General features: G+C 66.0%; 12 protein-coding genes and 2 pseudogenes. 3 read left to right on the top strand and 11 right to left on the bottom strand.

Translation table 11 applies throughout. The features are described 5' to 3' along the window. The first annotated feature begins 55 nt into the window (after window positions 1-55). From ACWDTS_RS10205 to ACWDTS_RS10195, 3 genes and pseudogenes are all read left to right on the top strand, one after another. Window positions 56-1,180, top strand: a complete 1,125-nt coding sequence (locus ACWDTS_RS10205) for a DUF475 domain-containing protein (RefSeq protein WP_450118083.1) — start codon at window positions 56-58, stop codon at window positions 1,178-1,180. Then, window positions 1,134-1,733 (top strand): annotated as a pseudogene (locus ACWDTS_RS10200) (TerD family protein); the annotation flags it as partial. The gene ACWDTS_RS10205 and the pseudogene ACWDTS_RS10200, both read left to right, overlap by 47 nt. A 162-nt stretch (window positions 1,734-1,895) precedes the next feature. Beyond that, entirely contained in the window at window positions 1,896-2,492 is a 597-nt protein-coding gene (locus ACWDTS_RS10195; protein WP_450118103.1) for a TerD family protein, read from the top strand. 381 nt (window positions 2,493-2,873) lie between these two features. Here the strand turns inward: ACWDTS_RS10195 and ACWDTS_RS10190 are convergent, their stop codons facing one another. The 11 genes and pseudogenes from ACWDTS_RS10190 to ACWDTS_RS10140 all read right to left on the bottom strand — a co-directional run bounded on the left by ACWDTS_RS10190 (window position 2,874) and on the right by ACWDTS_RS10140 (window position 20,425). Beyond that, on the bottom strand, window positions 2,874-3,242 hold the full coding sequence (locus ACWDTS_RS10190) for a hypothetical protein (protein WP_450107549.1): 369 nt from the start codon (window positions 3,240-3,242) through the stop codon (window positions 2,874-2,876). 146 nt (window positions 3,243-3,388) lie between these two features. After that, window positions 3,389-3,874: a hypothetical protein gene (locus tag ACWDTS_RS10185; RefSeq protein WP_450118082.1), complete on the bottom strand. Its 486-nt coding sequence runs from the start codon at window positions 3,872-3,874 to the stop codon at window positions 3,389-3,391. Between the two features lie 159 nt (window positions 3,875-4,033). After that, the gene (locus ACWDTS_RS10180) at window positions 4,034-5,197 is read right to left on the bottom strand and encodes a TRAFAC clade GTPase domain-containing protein (RefSeq protein WP_450118081.1); all 1,164 of its coding nucleotides are present in this window, start codon (window positions 5,195-5,197) and stop codon (window positions 4,034-4,036) included. After that, window positions 5,194-6,135, bottom strand: a complete 942-nt coding sequence (locus tag ACWDTS_RS10175) for a hypothetical protein (RefSeq protein ID WP_450118080.1) — start codon at window positions 6,133-6,135, stop codon at window positions 5,194-5,196. The genes ACWDTS_RS10180 and ACWDTS_RS10175 overlap by 4 nt, the downstream gene beginning before the upstream one ends. Before the next feature lie 115 nt (window positions 6,136-6,250). Further along, the gene (locus tag ACWDTS_RS10170) at window positions 6,251-7,861 is read right to left on the bottom strand and encodes a hypothetical protein (protein ID WP_450118106.1); all 1,611 of its coding nucleotides are present in this window, start codon (window positions 7,859-7,861) and stop codon (window positions 6,251-6,253) included. A 360-nt stretch (window positions 7,862-8,221) separates the two neighbouring features. Further along, window positions 8,222-8,953, bottom strand: a pseudogene (locus ACWDTS_RS10165) (GAP1-N2 domain-containing protein); the annotation flags it as partial. A 1-nt stretch (window position 8,954) separates the two neighbouring features. After that, window positions 8,955-10,967: a hypothetical protein gene (locus ACWDTS_RS10160; protein WP_450118079.1), complete on the bottom strand. Its 2,013-nt coding sequence runs from the start codon at window positions 10,965-10,967 to the stop codon at window positions 8,955-8,957. A 14-nt stretch (window positions 10,968-10,981) separates the two neighbouring features. Continuing rightward, complete coding sequence (locus tag ACWDTS_RS10155; RefSeq protein ID WP_450118078.1) at window positions 10,982-13,708, bottom strand: magnesium transporter; 2,727 nt, start codon at window positions 13,706-13,708, stop codon at window positions 10,982-10,984. Between the two features lies 1 nt (window position 13,709). Continuing rightward, the gene (locus ACWDTS_RS10150) at window positions 13,710-17,285 is read right to left on the bottom strand and encodes a tubulin-like doman-containing protein (protein WP_450118077.1); all 3,576 of its coding nucleotides are present in this window, start codon (window positions 17,283-17,285) and stop codon (window positions 13,710-13,712) included. A 42-nt stretch (window positions 17,286-17,327) separates the two neighbouring features. Beyond that, window positions 17,328-20,066: a vWA domain-containing protein gene (locus tag ACWDTS_RS10145; RefSeq protein ID WP_450118076.1), complete on the bottom strand. Its 2,739-nt coding sequence runs from the start codon at window positions 20,064-20,066 to the stop codon at window positions 17,328-17,330. After that, a complete protein-coding gene (locus tag ACWDTS_RS10140; protein ID WP_450118075.1) occupies window positions 20,063-20,425 on the bottom strand; it encodes a hypothetical protein in 363 nt (120 codons plus the stop codon). Before ACWDTS_RS10140 ends, ACWDTS_RS10145 begins: the two co-directional genes overlap by 4 nt. Window positions 20,426-20,655: the final 230 nt, after the last annotated feature.

The following is a 20,655-nucleotide window of genomic DNA, read 5'->3' as shown; positions in this document are numbered from 1 at the left end:
CCGGATGCGGGCACCCCGTCACTCTCCCCACACCCCATCGAGAAAGGCCACGTCTGTGGTTTTGCGCATATTTGGCGCATCGTTCGCCGTTACCGTTGTTGCCCTAGTCGTCGCCTTTCTCTACGGCGGGCCTGAAGCACTCCTCCTCGCCGCCATTCTCGGCGTCCTCGAGGTCTCCCTGTCGTTCGACAACGCGATCATCAATGCGACTGTGTTGCAGCGAATGAGCGAATTCTGGCAGAAGATCTTCCTCACCATCGGTATTCTCATCGCCGTCTTCGGCATGCGCCTCGTCTTCCCGCTGGCCATCGTGTGGGCAGCGTCTGGCCTCGGGCCCATCGAGGCGCTCGACCTCGCCCTGAATCCGCCGGCCGACGGCGCCGCATACTTCCCCGACGGCAGCCCCAGTTACGAAACCCTCATCACCGACGCGCATCCGCAGATCGCAGCGTTCGGCGGAATGTTCCTCCTGATGCTGTTCCTCGGCTTCCTGTTCGAGGAGAAGGAGATCACCTGGTTGTCCTGGCTCGAGCGTCCACTGGAGCGCATCGGCAAGCTCGATCAGCTCGCTGTCGTCGTTGCGAGTGGCATTCTCGTCCTCACCGCTGCGTTTATCGCCCCCGAGGGCAAATCGACGACCGTGCTGATCGCGGGCACCCTCGGCATGATCACCTACATCCTCGTCAACGGACTCGGTGAACTGTTCAATGTCGACGAGGACGACGAAAGCACTTCCAACGGACCGACGGATCTCGCGAAGGCCGTCGGCAAGGCCGGCTTCTTCCTGTTCCTCTACCTCGAAGTCCTCGACGCTTCCTTCTCGTTCGACGGCGTCATCGGTGCATTCGCGGTTACCTCCGACCCGATCATCATCGCCCTCGGCCTCGGATTCATCGGCGCAATGTTCGTTCGCTCGATCACCGTCTACCTTGTCCGCAAGGGCACCCTCGCCGAGTACGTGTACCTGGAGCACGGAGCCCACTGGGCGATCGGCGCGCTGGCGCTGATCCTGTTCTACTCGATCGGCCACCACGTCAGCGAGATCGTCACGGGCCTGACCGGCGTGTTCCTGATCCTCGCGGCGCTGGTTACCAGCATCATCCGGAACAAGAACAATCCCGACGACGGGACCGATGCGGGCGAGGATCCGCAGCCGGAACCGATCGCTGTCAACGCCTGATCGGTTCGACGTGCGGGCAGCCGGATTCCCCCGGCTGCCCGCACTCATCTCTACGGAAGGAGTCGGCCGCCAGGCCGGAACAAACATGCCTGTACTTCCCCCCGGCGCCAACACGGCAATCCACGACGGTACTGCGACATTGTCGGTCACCGGTGCCCGTCAGGGCACAGTCGACTTGATGGCCTTCCAGCTCACGCCGAACCAGCGCGTACGAAACGACGACGACTTCATCTTCTTCAACCAGCCGAAGTCCCCCGAAGGTGCAGTCCGGTTGCTCGGTGCCGATCGGATCTCACTGGATCTCAACAGGATCCCGGCCGATATTCACTCACTGTCGATTGCGGTCGCGTTGGACGACAGCGTCAACGGAACCCTCGCCACCGTCCCCGGCCTCGGGGTGACGCTTGAGCAGCCGAATGGCGTTGTAGTGGAGGCCCCCGCGACCGGACTGCGCTCCGAACGCGCAGCCATCTTGATGGAGGTCTATCGCCGCAACGGAACGTGGAAGGTACGCAACGTCTCGCAGGGATGGAACACAGGGCTCTCGGCACTCGCGACGAATTACGGCGTTGATGTCACTCAGCCGGCACCTCCTACACCCACCCCTACCCTTCCGCCTGTCCCGTCGCCCGACCGAACAACGGAGCGTCGCGGCGTTCCGCCGTCTCGGGACCATACACTCGCACCGGCGGCGCCACCGGTCAGCCTTTCCAAGATCACTCTGGACAAGAACACACCCTCAGTGAATCTCGTGAAACCCGGCGAGGAACAAGGCGTCATGCGAGTCAACCTGAACTGGAGTTCAAGGAGCTCCGGGAAGGGATTCTTCAGTCGTCTGGCAGGTGGAGGCGGCATCGATCTGGACCTGGGATGCCTGTACGAGCTTGCAGACGGGAGCAAGGGCGTTATCCAGGCACTCGGCGAGGCCTTCGGATCGCAATATAGCTACCCGTATATCGAGCTGGACGGTGACGATCGAACGGGATCGGTTTCCGGCGGTGAGAACCTCTACATCAACCTGTCGAACCCTTCGATCTTCAAGCGCATCCTCATCTTCGCGTACATCTACGAGGGTGTGCCGAACTGGGCTGCCGCGGACGGCGTGGTCACGCTCTATCGAACCTCCGGGCCACCGATCGAGGTTCGCCTCGACTCCGGCGACAACCGTGCACCGATGTGCGCGATCGCGTTGCTGGAAAACAAGAACGGACAGATCGATGTCAAGCGCGAAGTCCGGTATATCCGAGGGAGTCAGTCGGACCTCGACAAAGCGTACAAGTGGAAGATGCGCTGGACGCCGGGCAGCAAATAGCCCACTTGACCCGAGTTGGCTCATTCCGCTAGTGCGTGAGCCAACTCGAGTCAGACGACGGTGACCGGCTACTTCAATTCTGCAGTACCCGAAGCCAAGCCGTAGGATTGACACCTCATACACGACCTCATCCGATTTTCGCCCACTTCCCACACCCCTGCGATTTGAAGGCGACATCGGAAGCCGAGATCGTCACCACCGAGGCTCCTTCGGTTGCCTCGTTGGTGATGAGGTCGTCGAATTCTCCGGAGGTCCCGGAAAGACGTTCCCAGTAACAGTACGACCCGCCGTTGGTACGGTACGTACCCGGGTTGATGTCCTTGCCGACAAGGTGCATTCCGTTGCCGAATGTCGACCGTGCCGCGTCTGCCTCCTTCGGTTTCAGCGCCGCTTCCCGCTTGTCGAGCTCGGCTGAGCGGGTATCGGCTGCAGCATTGGCAGCATCTGCTTGCTGCTGGGCTGAAGCTGCAGCAGATGCTGCTGTTTTGCATCGGCGAGCGCGTCGGCAGCCTCTTGCTGGTCCGCGTCCAATTGCGCCCGTTGATCAGCAACTCCGGCAGCGACAGACGTATCAATCCTCGCCTGGATTTCTTCGTCGGATGGCGTGCCGACAATCCCAATCCCAACACCGCCCAGCAGTGCGGCAACAATGCCGACAATCCAGGGCCAACGTCGCGGCTTCTTCACAGGCGTTTCGGTGGGCCCCTGCTCTACCTGCGGCGGAACAGACGTGGAATAGTCCTCGGCCATGGAAATCCTCTGAGACATGGCGAACCGCCCTGATGCGACCCGCAATTCGCTGAAAATGAAGGAGTGTCAACGGGCTGAGACAAGTTGCGTCGCAGGCCCAAGATCGACTTCGTGTTGAGTCGGTTCTCGATGTAAGAACTCTGCAATCAACAGGGGTTCGGCTCGCCGATCTTGACGACCGACAAGTCTGCGACGCCCTCGGTAATCGGAACACCGACACCCGGGCTCTGCGCGACAACGATCCAGTTTGCGTCGAGCACCTGTTTACGTCCACGCCCGGTCGCATCGGTGCTGCGCGAGAAGAAGACTCCCTGTGCCTGGATGAGGTCCTGTGCGTCCTGCAGGTTCATGCACACGACGGCGGGCATCAGAGCCGGTTCTGCAACCGGTGCTGCCGCCGGCACCGCCGCAGGAACCGTCTCCTCCAGCGTGACCGTGGTCGTGGGCGTCTGAGTCGAGGTACGCGGCAGCGCGGCGGGAGCTGACGTCGCGGTGGATGCCGGCGCAGTTGTCGTGCTCGTGGTGGCCGGCCTCGAGGACGTCGTCGTGGTGGTCGTAGAAGGCTCGGCTGCACCGGTTTCCGTATCTGCACCGCATGCAGACAATGCCAACGCGAGTGCCGCAACGGTCACGGCGACACCTGTCCCCCGGCGGAAACCCGCCCTGGTCTTGCCGGATAAGCGCGCAACAATGGAACTTCGGAACACTTCATACTCCTTCGAATCACGGACACGGCTATCCCGAGCGAACCGGGACAGCGGAAAACTCTTGTGTACAAACAGGTGTGGCGGCTAGACCCACACGCCGCGCTGCGCAAGAACCCATCGCACCGGATCGAGGCAGCGGAACGGTGAGATGCCGTTGTGGTGCAGCCGGTCCCCTACCGGCGATTCGCCAAGCGCCGAGACCGCGAAGAAGCGGCTGTTCACCGCGGCTCCTGTGTGGGGTTGATCGACGGCCATCACCATCGACTTGGCTTCGAGCTTGTCGAGGAGGCTACGGACTTCGTGGTGCAGTAGGCGGCCGTCGATCTCGTTGTACGGCGCGTACTGCAAGCTGGGATCGCGGGAGAAGGCCGCACCCGGCTGCGACATGATCTCGCTCCATTCGCTTCCCTCAACATGTTGCAGTGCCTGCAACGCATCGAACTTGGAGAGGTCGACCGCGAGATTCGGGGTGGCGTCCCCGATGATCGAGAGCACGGTTCGCAGTACCGACCGCGGGTCGCCACCGACACGTTCCTGAACGGGAACAAGGTCGTGGAGTTGCTGCCGGACCGATTCGACCTTGAGCGGGTCGAACATGAACACCACACCGTCGGCCTGCGCGAAGAACCGCATGTGCTGGACATGGACGTTGTTCGGATTCTCCAGGTCCTCCCCCGCCACGTCACGAAGGACGAGGAACTGCCGGGTGCCGTGCCAGGTGCCGAGCGAGAAGATCAGCGGCTCCCGCTGATGCTGGTTGCTCGTGTGTGCTGCCGGGGTGGATTCGAGAATGCCCCGTTCTTCGTAGAGCGGCTTTTCGTACAGCTCGCGGTACGCCAATTCCGTCTCGGCCGTAGCGGGCTCAACCACACAGTTCAGCCGCTCACCCAGAAGCTGAAGCGACTTGACCAGCACCGCAATGTAGACGGTCTTTCCCGTCGCACGGGCGCCGGCCATGGCGATGCACGTGGCGTGCGCGGTCCGCCAGCCGACGGGCAGCCGGTAGTGGCAGGTTGGGCAGACCTCGACGGCCGGGCCGCCCACCTTTTCCTCGACCGCCGACGGATCAGGCGACCAATGGTCGACTGCAGTAGCGGGCCGGTCCATGTCGACGACCTTGCCGGAACGCACAGGTGTGCCCTGAAACGCGGTCGCAATGTCGTCTACCTCGACGTCGCCGGGTGCCGTGGGCAGCCATGACGTGCGGTCGCTGGGCAACGGGGTGAAGCATCTGGGGCACTTGGTCACGACGTGCGGCCTTCCGAATCCGAAGCGGAGGCCAGCCCCGCTACAAGCGATTGCACCGTTTCGAACAGCTCTGCGGGATCATCCAGCCGGCTACCGGTACGCAATCCACTGCCGGCGAGCGACATCGTCCCGGCTGCGGGCATCGTATCGGCCTGTGCGCCCAGGACAATCGGACGCCGCCGAACGCCGGCAGTGCCGGCGACACCGTCATCGGCCGGAATGCCATCGGTCACGGTGTAGACCAGAGTCGGTTCGCTCCAACCGGAGCGATCGACAGCGGTCGAACGAAATCCGATACCCAGTCCCGCCGAGTCGAGTGCCGCCTGCACCTCGTCGGCTGCCGAGCGCAGTTCCGAAACGCGAACCGGCGTGACGGTGTGACCGATCAGGTTGACGTGCAACTCTTCCCTACGTCCGATGACGGCGGCGACGCCGGTCAGCAGATCGACGATCTCGCGCACGCTGCCGTCGTCGATCAGGGGAGACATGGACATAGTGGTGTCGACGTCCACCTCTACCCGCACCTGACGACTTTCGGGGAGCCGGTCGACGCCGAGCACGCCACGCGCCGCCGAGCGGGCGCGCGCACCGAGATCGTTGAGTGGGACGTCGACGGCGGTCTTCCGCGCAGCGACGGTGAGCCGATCACCGTACGGCGTGACGGTCGCAAGTTCCACGTGGTGCAGCCCCGACACGTCGAGCGGCGTCAGCTCGGCGCGATCGGGGTCCATGGTCTGGTCGCTGTCGACCGCGATCGTGGTCTGCAGGACGGTACCCTGCGGAAACCCGGTGACGGTGCCAGGCGTAGCCACCACGACGATCTCGGCATCGATTCTGGGCAACACGGCGAAGCCCGGCTTCGGATACAACGCTGACACGGAATCGGCGCCGTCCGCAGTGAGGACGCGCAGCACCACCGGCACATCGAGCGCGGTCACCGTCACCGCCAGCGGCTGTCGCGGCAGGTCCACCCGGCCTGCGCCGTCCAGTACGTAACCGGGCATCAGATCTGTCCTTCTCCCATTCGAAAACCCTTGTGTTCCAATGCTGTCGTCACCGCGGTGTCCTTCGGTGTTCCACCGCCGCTTGGTGCACGTCACGCCGTCGCTGCTCGAACCAGCCTTCGACCACGACCCGCCAGACGTCGCGCCGAGCTTGGTCCCATGGTTCGACGGGAATCACCGCCAGTGCTTCGGCCGCGCTGCGCGGCCCGCGATACCAGGATTCCGCCAGGATCCGATTGACGACCTCGTCAAGAACGGTTCGCCGACGCGGCGGATCCCCGATCTCGAAGCGCGAATGCAAGTCGACCGAGTCAGCGGAATCGCGTGCGTTCTGCGCGTCGCGATACGCAGTAACCGCGTCGGCAATGAGCCGGTTCTCATCGATCGCACCGCTGTACACGAGGGCCACCAAAGCTTCGACCACGTAGTCGGCATTGCGCACGACCGCTTCGACGAGTGCATCCTCGTGCGTTGAAGGAAGCGGACGGATTCCGACCCCGCAGCCACGCGCTGCAACGACGAAGACCGCCAATCGCGCGAGCAGATCGTCCGCAAGTTCCGCCGGGCGATCCGTGGCGTAGTCGGTAAGCACCGGGAGGCCGTGGGTCTCGATCGCACGTCGGAACGCGCCCGCGCTGATGTTGTCCCACGTTTCCTGGAGGCGAATCGCAGCCCACGACAGCACGAGCACATCACGCTGCGACGTCGGTATCAGCAGCTCGGGCAGCCCACCGCGGAGAACGTCGCCGAGGTGACGGCCGAGGTCTTCGACGTGCTCGCTCCAACCCGCGTGGATGATGGTGTCGGCGAGAAATCGCGGCGCGACCGCACACGGATACTGCGCGATCGCCGATCGCCATTGCGCCGGGGTCCAGGACACACCATCGACGACCGCATCGAGGTGGGCCGAGGCAATCGTTCCTCGATCGAGTTCGGCAAGCGCCCGCCACAGTGCAACGGTTCCGAGCTCCGGACGGACACGTTGACCGTCTCCGGCAAGGACGAACACGCCCTCAGCGATGAGCGCACACTGTGGCGTGTCGACCAGGGAGCGATCTGCGACGAAGTCGTCGAATCTCGGTGGGCCGGGCAACGTACCGCCGAGCCAAGCGATCACTGCGGGGACGAGGCGAGATCCCAACGGCCGCGTGGTGAACTCCGTGCTGGTGACCACCGCGTGTTGCAGGTAGTCGATGCGCGTGGAGTCCGCGAGGGTGTCGATCGCGGCGACGAAGGCCGCGCCGCGGTCGGGATCGCAGAGGACCGGCACGACGGTGAGATCCAAGAGCTCGACGATCACATCGGCACTTCGGTCGTCGTCCAACCCTGCGCGGACGACTAGGTCCACGTGTCGAAGAGCCTCCGTCGCGAGATCGTCCGGATGCATTGCCGCGCGGGCGCGACGACGCAACCCGTCCAACACACGACCTGCATCCGCTAGGAGTTCCGTTGTTCGACAGCAGTGTTCAACAAGTGCAAGACGGGACGGCGCGGCGCGACGGACCCACTCCGGGTCGCGGAACACCCGATACACGAACACCGTGCCGGCCAGATTCCGCACGACCTGCGCGAGGGTGCCGTCCGACTGCCACCGCGCGAGTGCCTGTGCCGCATGCTCGGTGGTCTCACCCAGGTTGTGGTCGATGACGTCGACGATCAACCGTTCGAAATCGGTGCCGGACACCGACTCGGGACTGTGCTCGAGCAGCACAGTGGTCGCCTCGTCCAGCGCATCGTGAAGTTCACTGTTCGCTACCACCGCCATCGCCAACGGCCACATCGGATTCAGCCCGCGGTCACCCACCTCGGCAGCGATCTCATCCTGCTGAGCCAGTGCCCGGGCCGCGACCACGGCGTCGATGAGGACCGTCTGGGCCAACAGCGACCACGGCGAGACCGGCACCAGGTCGCCGTTGGCGACACAGTGCGGATCGCCGTCGAGCTCGCCGATCTCCGGAGATTCGCTCTCGCCGAACACAACACACCCGGGAGCGTCGCCGGGAAGGTCGTCGAGCGGTACCGCCGACAGGTGCGCTCCCCGCGCTATCGCGTCGTCGACGCTGTGCAGGCGGTCGAAGGTCGACCACCCGAATCGATGACAAGTCCCCGGCGACATGAACTGTGAGACCGCCGCGATCCACAGCGCCGCACTGCTCTGGTCCTGGCACCCGAGCACCACGGGCGGCCCGCCCTCCAGCGCACGCGCGACTGCGTCCAGCAGCACACCGAAGATCCCGATTCGCCAGGTGTCGGGAGCAAGCAGGAACGCGAGAACCGCCTCGCGGGAGACTGCGTCCCCTGGGCGTGGTTCGTCCGCAGGCAGCGTCGCGGCAGCAACCTGCTCCGCGCCGTACGGGACGAGCCAATCCGGTGAACGCCACCGCTCGATCGGACGTGCACGCGATGCCTCGGACGTTCGGCGGTCGACCAGCGCGTGCGCGAACACATTCCCAGGCCTGCCCGAAGCGTCCGGTCCTGCCGGAACCGTGTGCCAGTACATGCCGCCGTGCTTCCCCACGGTGTACATCAACCGCCGAGGGCGGTCCTCGATCTCCTCGGGGCTCGGAAACCGCGGGAGCGGACTGGCAGTTTCGAAGCGGGTCAACACCCCCGCGCGCAGTGCCTCCTCCTCCGCAGGATCGAGTTCTCCCGATACCTCCTTGACCTGCCAGCCTCCGCCCGTGGCCGCATCGGGGCGGTCGAACGAGGTGTAGGTCAGCTGGCCGAAGCGTGGCCGCTCGACGTCGGGCATGTCACAACGCCTGTTCTTCGGGTCGCGACCATGCTGCGAAGTCGAGGTTGATCCGCTCGATCGGCGGGTCGAGCAATGCGATGGTGCGCGCCTTTTCGGGGCGAACGTCGGCGAAAACGCGGACGAAGCCCCTCATCCCGGTGACGTCGACCAACCACGGCTGGCTCCATTCGCGACGAAGGCTTCGCGGCTGGAAATTGCGGGCGCCCGGCTGCGTCTCCCCACTGACGCGCACCTCGAGCGGATGGCCGTCCCGAGCACTCAACGGCAGCCGATGTTCGTTGTGCACAACGACGAAGGGAGGAGCGGTGGACAGCTCGATCTCCGACGCCAGCCGGATCGCGAGGAACACGCCACCTTCCGGCGCGTGCCGCACTTCGACCGTGTACTCGATACGCAACAGCCCCGGATACTCGACGGTCGTCGGGATCCCGACCTTCCGTTCTCCTGCTGTGTATGCGACCGCCACGACGTGCACCGAGCATCCCAGCTCCGGAAGCCGATCCCGCAGGTGCAGCCCACCGTCGCGGTCATACTGCGAACGCGAGACCTCCGCGACCGGCCGCTGCTCGATCGCGTGCTCGGCGGGAACCTGCGGGGCGCTCACGTACACGGACACGGACGCTGCGCCGTCCGGCCACGGAAACGTGACGACCTGCTCGGTGCATCGTTCGACGACGCGCACATCCCTCAAGGCCGGCAACGGTCGTGTCGCAATGACGGTGTGCCCCACCTGTACCTGTCCGTCGAGAACGGTCACGGGGGTGAAATAGGCGCGCACCCAGCCGCGTGGCCACGACACGTTGGTCATGCTGTGACGACCGGCGTCCCCCGCCACCACCGGATGCACGAGACGGTCCGATTCGGACAGTCCGCCGGACACTTCAAGAGCACCCGACGACAGCAGCGTGCCTTCGATCCCGGCGCGGGGCGTGCTCCGGGTTCGGTACATGACGACGTTCCCGATCGCCGGGGGCGTCCACGTCAGATCGAAATGAAGGTCGTCACCGTTGCGATGTGTGACCACCTCCAAATCCGAGACCGGTTCGAGCACCGCGGAGACCAGCACCTCGTCCTGCGCAGCGGGCGAGAGCCGTGTGTGTCCGTCGACCTCCACTTCGCAGATGGCGCGGTACAGGTAGCGGTGCCCGCGCTGCGCCTCACGATCGACGAAGCCGCTGAGATTGGGCTGGTCGGCCAGGATTCGATGTCGGGGATCGTTGGAGACGGGCCCGCTCCCGTCGAGCGGGATCCGCAGTACCCGGACGCGCGAGACGCCCGGCCAAGCCGACCACTGGCCGATCACCGCTCCGTCGTCCTCGATGACGACGAATCCTTCGACCGGGCTGAGCACATGCCCTTCGGCAACAAGGATCGGTTGGCGTTGCGCCGCGTCCCGCTCGCTGCTGCCGACATGAGCCCACACCTGGAGATACCGGACCGCGGCAGCGGGCGGTTCGAGGTCGACGATCATGGTTCCCCGGGTGACCCCGACGAGTCGGCCCGCCTCGGGCTTGTAGGCGCGATGCGTCTCCCCCGCCACCACGCGATACAGCACGATCGTCCCGGGCGCGGCCGGAAGCGGCTCCCAGTCGATGCAGTGGCCGCCACGAGGTTCGGGGGTGACGGTGAGACCACCGACGACATGATCCGACTCGCCGTGCAGATACTCGCAGAAGTCCTCGGTGCGCAGATCCACCAGGAATTCTTCCCCCGGAAGTGGTTCGTCCGGAGGAACTTCCGACTTCTGCGCCTCTTCCTCGGCCGGAGTCTCATTCGGGACCGATACCGGAGCCTCCCCGCTCGGTGCGTGCGATTCCAGTACCGCGACGATGCCCTCGACGAGCGGCTTCGCGTGTCGCGGCAGCATCGGCGCGATCTCCTCGGCGGTTCGCCGGTTGTGCCGGAGGATCTGCTGCAGGTTCGTGTCCTTGATCAGACCGGGGCGCAGACGGCCTTCGTCGATCTCTTGTTGGCGCCACTGTTGCAGCGCCTCGAAGACTGCCTCCGACACTGGATTCCTCGCTCTCAGAAGTTGATGCCGTCGATGACCGGGGCGCTGAACAGTCCCGCACCGGGCCGATCCGTACGCGTCACGGCCGGCTGCGCGGGACGCAGTGCAATGTCCGGGACCTCGGCGATCTCGATCGAAGCCGTCGGGGCGTGCGGAACCGCGAGATCCTCGACCGAGATTCCCTCGGTGTACTGGGTGGTCACCGCAACCAGTCCGCACCCGGCCGGTGACGCGGACGCCACCTCGCCGGCCACGCGGGTCAGCCCCTTCATCGACGCGGTGTCACTGAATGCGGACCGGTCGAAGAAGCCCGCTCCGGCGGCGGTGCCGACGCCGGCCAGGAATTCGTCGACGTCGGTCCGCCGGAGGACCCCGTCCACTCGATACTCGACGTCCCCCAGCAGGTCCCGGGCGAGTTCTGTACGCGGACCGTTCAATTCGTGCAGCGCGCGGTCCCAGAGCACGGCGGCACCGGTGGATTCCAGCTCCCCTCGGTGCAACCGGATCGACCACTCGTCGAGCGGCGATCCGGATCCGGCGCCGGCCTTGACCGCGAGCAGGCTCGGGTCGCGCTCGACGTCACGTGCAGTTAAGCCGACCGCGGCGCCGGCCGAGCCCACGAGCGTGTCCCACGGGTCGGTGAGCCATCCGACGGTGAACAGATCCTGGCGGAGTTCGTCGGCGACGCGCGACGTGTCGGCGTCGCCCGGGCTACCCGATCCGATGGCGCTGTGCCGCGGCAGGCCCCATTCGATCCGTCGCCGCGACGCGAGGTGATGTTCGGGTGTCCCGAGCGGTGTGGCGAGGAACGCACCGAGTGCTCGATTCCACGACAGGTACTGCTTGTAGGCGCCAGTGAGAACCTCGACCTCGCGAAGCACGGCCCGCAGGTTGGCGCGATCGGCCTCGGCGGCCGCGGTCGCTGCCTCGCGACGTGCCAACAGATCTTCGAGGAACTGCTGGGAGCGGCGGCAGATCACGACCAGAGCGGTGGCCCAGCCCAGAACGCAGAGGGCGATGATCGGACCGGCTTTCCACCACGAGATGAAGTCTTTCCACGCGAGCACGCCGGCGACGACCGCGATCGCCACTGCGACGACGGTCGCGAGATGCACCTTGCGGAACATGCGGGCGTGCTCTTCCGCGCTCTCCTCGGCCGGATCGCGCAACTCCTCCGCGTTCTTCACACGCTCGAGCAGTGTCCGGGTCTCGGCGACATCGGCCGTGAGTCGATCAGCGAGGGCCGAACCGAACGTGCTCGCGAAACTCCGGCGAGTCGTAGCCGACCAGGACTTGATCGCGGCACCGGTGCGCCGCGCGTCCAGGCCGATCACCGGGTCCTGCTCCAGTCCTCGCAGGCGGTCGCACATCTCCGCGATTCCGAGCACGTCGGAAGCCTCAACCGCATGTGTGTGAACGGTCGCCGAGACCACGCCCGGAATGTCGGTGAAGTCGTCGGCGGGACCCGGAACGATGTCGGACGCCGACCGGAACACGGCACGATGCGCACCCACCTGGATCGGCGGCAGACCCGGGGAGCGTTCGCTGGCGTCCGCCAGGGTCAGTGCGGCCCGCGCGTAGTCCCGCCACAGCGCCGAGAGGTCGGGTGCGGCCGACTGCGGAGCGCCCTTTGCGCTGTCGAGGGCGGCCCCGATCTGGCGGGACGCGGCTTCGTACTCGGTCCATGCCACCCGCCGACCGTCGGCGTCGATACCGCCCACGACGACGCGATAGGCACCGGACGTGGAACCGAACAACGCGTTCTGGGTGGCCGACGCCAGCGCCGCCGAGGACAGTGTGGCGATTCGGCCGAACAGCCTCGCCGGCGCGTTGGTGAGAACCGCCAGGATGAACCGTCCGAACATGCGGAGCGCATCCCTGAACGACACGACGCGGGGCGCAGCCGCCGTCGGTGTCTTGACGCGCGCACTCGTCAGCAGATGACCGTGCTTGGTCCACAGCGCCTGGGCCATTTGACGTGAGGCGGCGGGCACGTCGTCCACGTAGAGCACCGCAGTACCCGCGTCGCGGGGAAGGGGCAATTGCCCACCGAAGTCCAGCAATTCGGCATGCAGCTGGTGCTCCGCATGCGATGTGTCGAGCCTGCGATAGAACGAACGCACGACCCGCAGCGAATTACCGGGCAGGACAGGTTCGTCGTCGAACGGTGCGTGATCGATATCCGTCCACAGCCCCGTTACGCCGGCAATGACGGGCGCTGCGTGCCGGCCGGTGTCGATCGGGTCGATGGTCGTCGCCAGCGATTCGTGACCCATGCCCGGCCCCCGGGAGTCCTCGGGCGCCACGAGCAGGTTGTGCCAACCTGCCAGGGCCGGCGTCGCGAGTCCCGACTGCTCGTCGGCCGGCCGATGCAGCAGCAGACGCATGCGCACGCACCGCGCCCCACCCGAGTTGGCCGACATGAGCTCGGCCAACATCGTTTCCGTTCGCAGTCGCACCGGAACGGCAACTGCTGCGGTCGGCACGAGCACGCACAGGCGCACCAGATCGTAGTGGCGCGAGGCGAGCACGTCCTGGAGCGTGAGCGTGCGATCCACTCCCCTAACGGTCTCCACTGCCGGGATCGGAGCACCAACTTCGCCCAGTCGGGAGTCGTCCACCCACACGAACGGTGAGACGAGTTCCGCCGCGGACAGATCGCGCAGCACGTCCCGAACGCCGTCGGCCGGACCGGGGGTCGCGACGAACAGGGTCAGCACCTTCGTATCGGCGCCCGCCATGTCAGAACTGCCCCATGTCGGGGATTTGGAAGGTCTGCGCCGACGGCACCGACGGACCGGACGGCACGTCGACGGTGGCGGGGCGGTCCGGTTGTTCGGCGCGGACCTTGCATTCCTCGATCAGATCGACGAGTTCGCCGGCAGCCCAGTACACGTCTACGGCGATGTCCCGGAAGATCGGGGTCTGGGATGCCTGCTCACGCAGATGGATCGACGAGAACACGCCCCCACCGGGAGCACCGTCCCGGCCCGGTTCCATGTAGTGGGTGCCTGCCAGATCCCGAACCGCGGTCAGCCACGTGATCGCGTTCTTCGCTCGAACGTCGATCGACACATCCGGGCCGGTATCGGCGACCTGGGACTGCCAACCGGTTCCCGTGTCGCCGATGCGCAGCCATTCCGTCAGAACCGACTTGGCCGACACCTCGAGGATCCCGCTGGCCGGCTTCTCCGGGGACGCGTCGTAGATCCCACGCAGCACGCGATACGGCAGCATCGAGCTCATGACCGGCGATTCGTGCGACCGCGCCATCGCGAGCAGGACCGATTCGAGAACCGCCGGGAACCAATCGTTGTTGGCGAGGAACCGCGCCGGCGGGGTGAGCAGCGGATTCGGGAAATCGACCCACCCGGAGGTACCGGCGTCCCACACGCGCACCGGCTCGTTGTACGGCTCAGCGGGCAACCGCAGCCGCCCGACGACGAGCCCGAGGAACCAACCTGCGGTGAGTGCACGCCGTTCGCTGTCGTGCATCGGCAGCGACGCGGCGAGGGGTCGGGCACGACGCCACTGCCAGAACGCCTCCTGCTGAGCCGGAGTGGAATCCGCCCACTGCTTCGCAGCCGGCGCGATGACCGAGTCGTACGCGAGCGGCGAATAGTTCGGGTACGAGCCGAAGATGTCGATGCGGGTGAGCTTGTCCTCCTCGGTCAGCAACCGAGTGAACTCGGACCGGGTCTCGTGGTCGATCATCGGGTTCTTCTGCAGCACCTGCGAAAGCATTTCCGCTACAGGAAGATTGAGGAACGGCACCGATGTGAACTTGTACCGGTACTCGATCTGCTGACCGGGGTGCAGAGCTTCGAGTGCCTGCTGGTTGACACTCGCGAGCGGCCGCGCGAGCGAGAGCGCCTCGACGAACTTCGACCGCAGACGCTCACGCCGCTCCTCGAGTGCGTACTCCGGCACCGTGATGTCCTCGATGTATTCGCGCAGCGACACCCGGCAGAACCGGTCGAACGATTCGCCGGTTCGTGCCACGAACTGCCTTGCGCGGCCGAGGATTTCCGCCGGACGAACATGAACGTCGTAGCGTGCAGCGGACGGGACGAGCGCTTCGCGGGTGCCGGGGTCGTAGGGGAACGCACGGGTCCGCCACGCCGACGTCCGTTCGAGGACGGGGTGTTCCTCGCCGGGCGACCGGCTGCCGTCGATCGTGGGCCAGACTCCGGTCACCACATCCGCGACCGCACGTTGCACGGCGGTCTCGAACGGCGGCGTTCCCAGTCCGTCGGACTCAACGGCCAGGGGAAGGTCGGTGCGGTACTGATCCATGAAGTCCGCCGACGGCGTGAGCATCACTTCGTTGTTGGCCTCGGCGAACCGCTTCGGTACCCGGTCGGCCTTGTCCGCGGGCCACGCGCCGTACTGGTCGGTCGCGAGCCGGGCGAGACCGACATCGCTCGCCGGCTTGCTGCGTGCCTTCCGCAGAGCGGTCTGGGACTCGTTGAGCGCGTCGAGCAGCGGTTGCACGATCTCCGGCACGAGCGCCGTGGCGACCTCGGCGACCTTCCCGGACAAGGACGCATACAACTGCCGGTAGACGTTCTGGCTGCAGCTGGTGAGCACGCGGTCGAGGATGTCGGCATCGCTCTCGATGTTGCCCTTGAGCGACGCCAGCATCTGTGCGGTGTCGGCAGACTGCGCGGTGATGTCCGCCGGGGTCTGCTTCGCCAGCTCCTCCGCCCCGGCACGCACCTGATCCTTCAGGAGCACCGACAAGCGGTTGACCAGTGCGGTCGCGTACGGGAGGCCGAGATCCGACACCGCCTTCGACACGACCCGCTCGATGTTGTCCGCGAGAGTCCGGTGCCATTGGAATGCGTGGCCGAGCGCGTGATGCTCCGCGGAGGTCGTCAAGGCCTGGCGTCGGGCACCCAGAACCCGCGTGATCTCCGGAACCCATTGGGCGGCGCTCAGACCACTACCCGACGGAAGATACGCCCGCAGTTCCGCTTCGACAATCTGCCGCGCCATCCGCAGTCCGTCCTCCGCGGGCAGCACCACTTGGGTGAGCCACGGACCGACCCCGATTTGAGCCGCACGCTGATCTGCTTGCACCGCAGGAAGTCCCATCGTTGCGAGATGGGTCTGCCACTGGCTGTCGAGGATGGAGGTGACCTGGTCGTCGTCCGACGCAACGTTGGCGGGATTGCGATGGCCCTCGAGCAGCCGGTCCACTGCGCTACGGGCCAGACGCTGCGCGGAGTATTCGGCGTAGCGGTCGCGGCCCATGCTCAGACTCGAGAATCCGTAGGTGCCCCACGGCAGATTGTCCCACTGACCGCCCCAGCCGATGTTGTCGCGCTGCCCCGACAGACCGGCACCGTTGGTCAGGTCGTACTGCACGAACTGACGAGTCGCCGCGCCACTCATCATCATTCCGGCGAGCCCGCGCGCGAGGCCGCGGTAGATCGCCTTCTGTGAGCCGTCACCGAACGGCGCACCTTCGACACCGACGCGACGCCCGACCGGGAACACCCGAGCGAACGGAACCTTCTCCCCCGCACCGCTCTGCTGACCGAGTGCGCGCAGGATCTCGACGTCGTGCTCGCGGGCGGATCCGAGCTGGCTTGCCACGATTTCACCGAGCATCGCGAGCGCGTTGGCGCGAACACCGGTGGTGGCGCTACGACCGAGGCCGTCGAAGATGTCCGGCGCAACCATGAACACGCCCATGAGGCGCGGATCGAGCTTGGGAATCAACGTCAGCAGCCGGCACACGTCCAGGGCCATCGACGCGCCGGCGCCGCCGGCCATCGACGAGACGACGAGGACGATCGGGGATTCTTCCTGCTCGAAACTTCCTCCACCGGGAATGTTGAGCGCGGACATCTCGGTGGCGGTCTGCACCGTGAACAGCTGGTCCCACGCGTTCTGGAGCGTGTCGCGGATGCCCCCGGCCTTGCTCAGCGTGATCATGCGCCCGAGCGCGCGGTACTGACCGGCACCGGATCCGATCGGCACCGTCACCGCGGACGGGTCCCGCGGTGCCCATGTGGCGATTTCGCCGAGACTGTTGCGAGCAGCGAGCTGGTTGCTGAGCGCGTTGTCGAGTACCGCATACGAATCACCCTGCGGCCCACTGCCGAAGTAGTAGCCGCCCTGGTCGCGCACGTTCCCGAGACCGTCCGGCCCGGCTTCGGGCGCGGTGGGCACGTCGACGCTGACGAACTGCCAGCCACCGGGGATCTTGTCGATACCCACTGCCGCGAGGTCGGAGCGAAGCTGATCCATCATGTACGCGAGAGTGACGGCACCGGATCCACCGCAACCCACCACAAGAAAACGCCTCATTACGGGCCTTCCATATCGAGAGAATTCGAAGCTGTACGTCTGTCAGGCACCGGGCGGCCGGAACGGGTCGAAGGGTTGTCCAGGGGATGCCGGTCGGGACGGCGGCAACGCACCGGATCCCGAACCGCCGAACGACGGTGGCGCACCGAAAGTCGGCGCCGAGGTCGCGGCCGGGACACCGAACGGATCGAACGGGGACGCCGCGGCCGGCGCCGGAGGCGCCATGGTGGGCCCGGCTCCCGAGGCAGGCGGACGGTCGTCGGTCTGCGCGGACCGCTTCCTCAGCTCACCGATCAGCCCTTCGGCGCGTCTTCCGGCTTGGTCGACAAGTTCCTGCACACGTCCTGCCGACGCTCCACCGGCGACGAGCAACAGCAGCGTCGCGTGATCTGCGGGACCTTCCGGGTCGTGCAACAGAACCCAGTTGTTGTGCACGGCCAGCGGAAGGACCGCATTACCGTGGCGGTCGGTCGACGGGGTGGAACCGGATGCGCCGAGCATTCCGGGCGCACGCACGACCACGTACCCGGTCCCGACCGGCGATGCGCCCATTCGGGTTTCGAGCTCGGCACCGTCGACCGCGAGCTTGCGTGCCGGCTTGTCCAGGCCGCGGACGGGGTCGCGCAGGTCGGTACCCTCGAGCGCGAACGCTCTCCCGTTTCGGTGGAGCCGACCGTCGGAGATGGTGACCCGGAAACTCTGCGCCTTCAACGTCTCGGCCGGAATCTTCGTCTCACGCCACTTGAGGAAGTAGAGCAGCGCGAGCGGAATCGCCACACCGAGGGCGAACACGATAGCGAACACGAGCCAGAATCGACCGGTGTCGAGCGGCTTCAGCAATTCCGACGTGAACGGCACGTCGACGGGCATTGCACGATCGGGTTCGCCCGTCGGGGCGACCATCAGGCGGACCGACCCGTTGAATGCGCCGTTGCCGGCCTCGGGCACGACCAACTCGATGGGCACCACACCCGTCTCGCCCTCCGCGACCGTGATGCAGTTGTCGGCAGAGGTCGCACCGGCAATTCGGACCTCCGCACCACCGACACCGTCCGGTACAGCGTCGACGCGTGCGGGTGACGCGGCGTCGGCCCACACGCAACCGGGTCCGGTGATCGGCACCTCGCGTGCGAATGTGCCGGCTCCTTCCACCGTGCCGAGGTCGATCCGGTTCGGCAGCGTCGGATATCCGATCGGCGGAGCGATCGTGAGCGGCACGTCCACGAACTGCGGTGCCAGGTCCGTACCCGGCGCGATCAGGGTGCCCCATTTGTCGGTCGCATCGGCCGTCGTGACCTCGAGCGCCAGCCGCAACGTGGCCTCACCCGGTGCAATGTTCGTCAAGTCCAGTTCGATGGGAGCGTCGATGCGGTCCTTCGAAATACGGGAAGCCAGTGGGTGATCCACCCCGGCTGCGTCGGTGATCGAGACCGACAGGTACGCCGAACCCAACAGCTCGGACGGGTCGATCTCCTGGCGATCGGAATCGACGATGCCCAGCTGCACGGCGGACGTCGTTTCTCCCGCGTGGATGGCAGTCACATCCTGGCCGAGCCAAGCAGGGAAGAGATTGCCGGAGATGTGGATGTTCGACTTCGATCGCGCATCGGCATGCGACGCGTCGGGGTCCACGAAGACGAGTGCCCACATGCCCTGCCACTCGCCGGATTCGCCGTCCGGCTTCTGCATCGTGAACGACACCGACCGCTCTGACAGCCAGCGGTATTCGACACCGACACCTGCGACGTCAGTCGTGGCCGCAGCTGCGGTTTGCTTCATCGGCAGCTCGGTGCCGTCGGGTGCGACGAGCGTCGGCACGAGCCCCTCGGTGTCGGCAGAGGCGAGCACGGCGACCGAGCCGATCGAATCGTCGAGGACGAATCGGTGCTTACCCGCGTCGCACACCTCATACGCGCAGACACCGGTCTCGTTCTCCAACGGCGCCTGGCCGGGGCTGGAGAACGCGTCGAATGCGAACAGCAGGTCGTCGATGTTCTGAGCCAGGTAGAAGTCGCCCGGGGACGGCTGCGTCCGTGCGCCGCACGCCTGACCGGCAGCGGGCGCGCCGGTCGCGATAGCTCGCATCAGGTCGAAGTCGGCGGCCGCTGCCGTCCCGTTCGCCAAGCCCACCGCGAAGGTCGCGATACCGGACGATCGCACCTGGTCGGCGATACCGGCAGGGCGGCAGATCGATTCGCGGGCAACCGCCACGACCTGTGCGACACCCTCGTCCGTGCTCAAGGAGATACCGGGTGCGTAAGGCTTCTCGCCGTCGCGCGTGCTGAAGTCGAGTTTGCCGTCGGAGAACCACGCGATGGCCTGGCACGCCGTCCCCGACTGCGCCTGGTCGGCGAGTGCGCTCCGCGCGCCATCGAGTGCGGTCCAGTAGTCGGTATCCAGCCCCGCGGTGCGCGAGCGGAATGCGTCGACCTCATCCTTCAGCTCGGGCAGCGATCCGGCGTCGAGTCGTGTCCACGGCGCGTGCACGGTGAAATCGGAGGAGAACCCGGCTACGGCCACGTCGAGGGAGACACCTGCCGCGCTCCCGAAGGTGCTGAGCTGCTCGAGCAGGTAGTTCGCGGCCTGAACGCGAGCGGCATCCGGATCGGACTGCTGCAGGCTGCCCGACTCGTCGATCATCAGCAGCAGGTCGCCTTCGCGTTGCGCGGCGAGGCAGCCGCCGAAGTCCGAGACTGCCGACTCGGTGGGCTGAGCCGATGCCGACGGCGTGAGGAGCAGGCAACCGATGAGTGCGGCGCCGAGTACTGCAAGCTTCTTCACAGACGGCCTGCCCAGTCCGCGATCTGCCACGCGTTGAGCAGGATTCCCAAACCGGTGAGTGCCACTGCCGACCAGTAGACGATCCGAGGAAACACTGACGGCTGGTAGACGGCGCGGGTGCGCTGCGTCGTGTCTGCGGAGATGTGCTTGGCCAACAGGAACGCTGCGGGTACCGACATGACCCAGCCGATTGCCGCGAACAGGACCGATCCACCGTTGACGGCGACGAGGGCGAACACCAGACCCACGAGTGCGACGGCTGCGGCACCAGCCGCCCACCCGACCGGCGTGCGTCCCTGTTCAACACCTGCCGAGACGGGGGTCTGCTGGAGGGCGAACATGTCGGCCGGCGCCGCCATCGAGGAGCCGGCTGAACCTCCGAACGGGTCGGACGAGAATCCGAAGGTGGGAGCATCCGATCCCCACCCTGCCGTACTCGGATTCAACGAAGGAGTATCGGTTCCGTCCCGCGAGCTCGAATACTCGGTGAAGTCGAAGTTCGACGGTAACTGCACGGGCGTCCCTCGGGGTCGGGTCTGGGCCGCGCATCCGGGAGCGGTGTTGCTACAGATGTCGGCATAGTTCAACG

The organism is Rhodococcus sp. NPDC003383 (genome assembly GCF_053589115.1).
This window is presented reverse-complemented; position numbering and strand designations above follow the sequence as displayed.

Coding starts and splice junctions, on each gene's coding strand:
- ACWDTS_RS10155 (WP_450118078.1), bottom strand. CDS start 13,708: ATGGCGGGCGCCGATACGAAGGTGCTGACCCTGTTCGTCGCGACCCCC.
- ACWDTS_RS10190 (WP_450107549.1), bottom strand. CDS start 3,242: ATGGCCGAGGACTATTCCACGTCTGTTCCGCCGCAGGTAGAGCAGGGG.
- ACWDTS_RS10140 (WP_450118075.1), bottom strand. CDS start 20,425: ATGGCGGCGCCGGCCGACATGTTCGCCCTCCAGCAGACCCCCGTCTCG.
- ACWDTS_RS10150 (WP_450118077.1), bottom strand. CDS start 17,285: ATGAGGCGTTTTCTTGTGGTGGGTTGCGGTGGATCCGGTGCCGTCACT.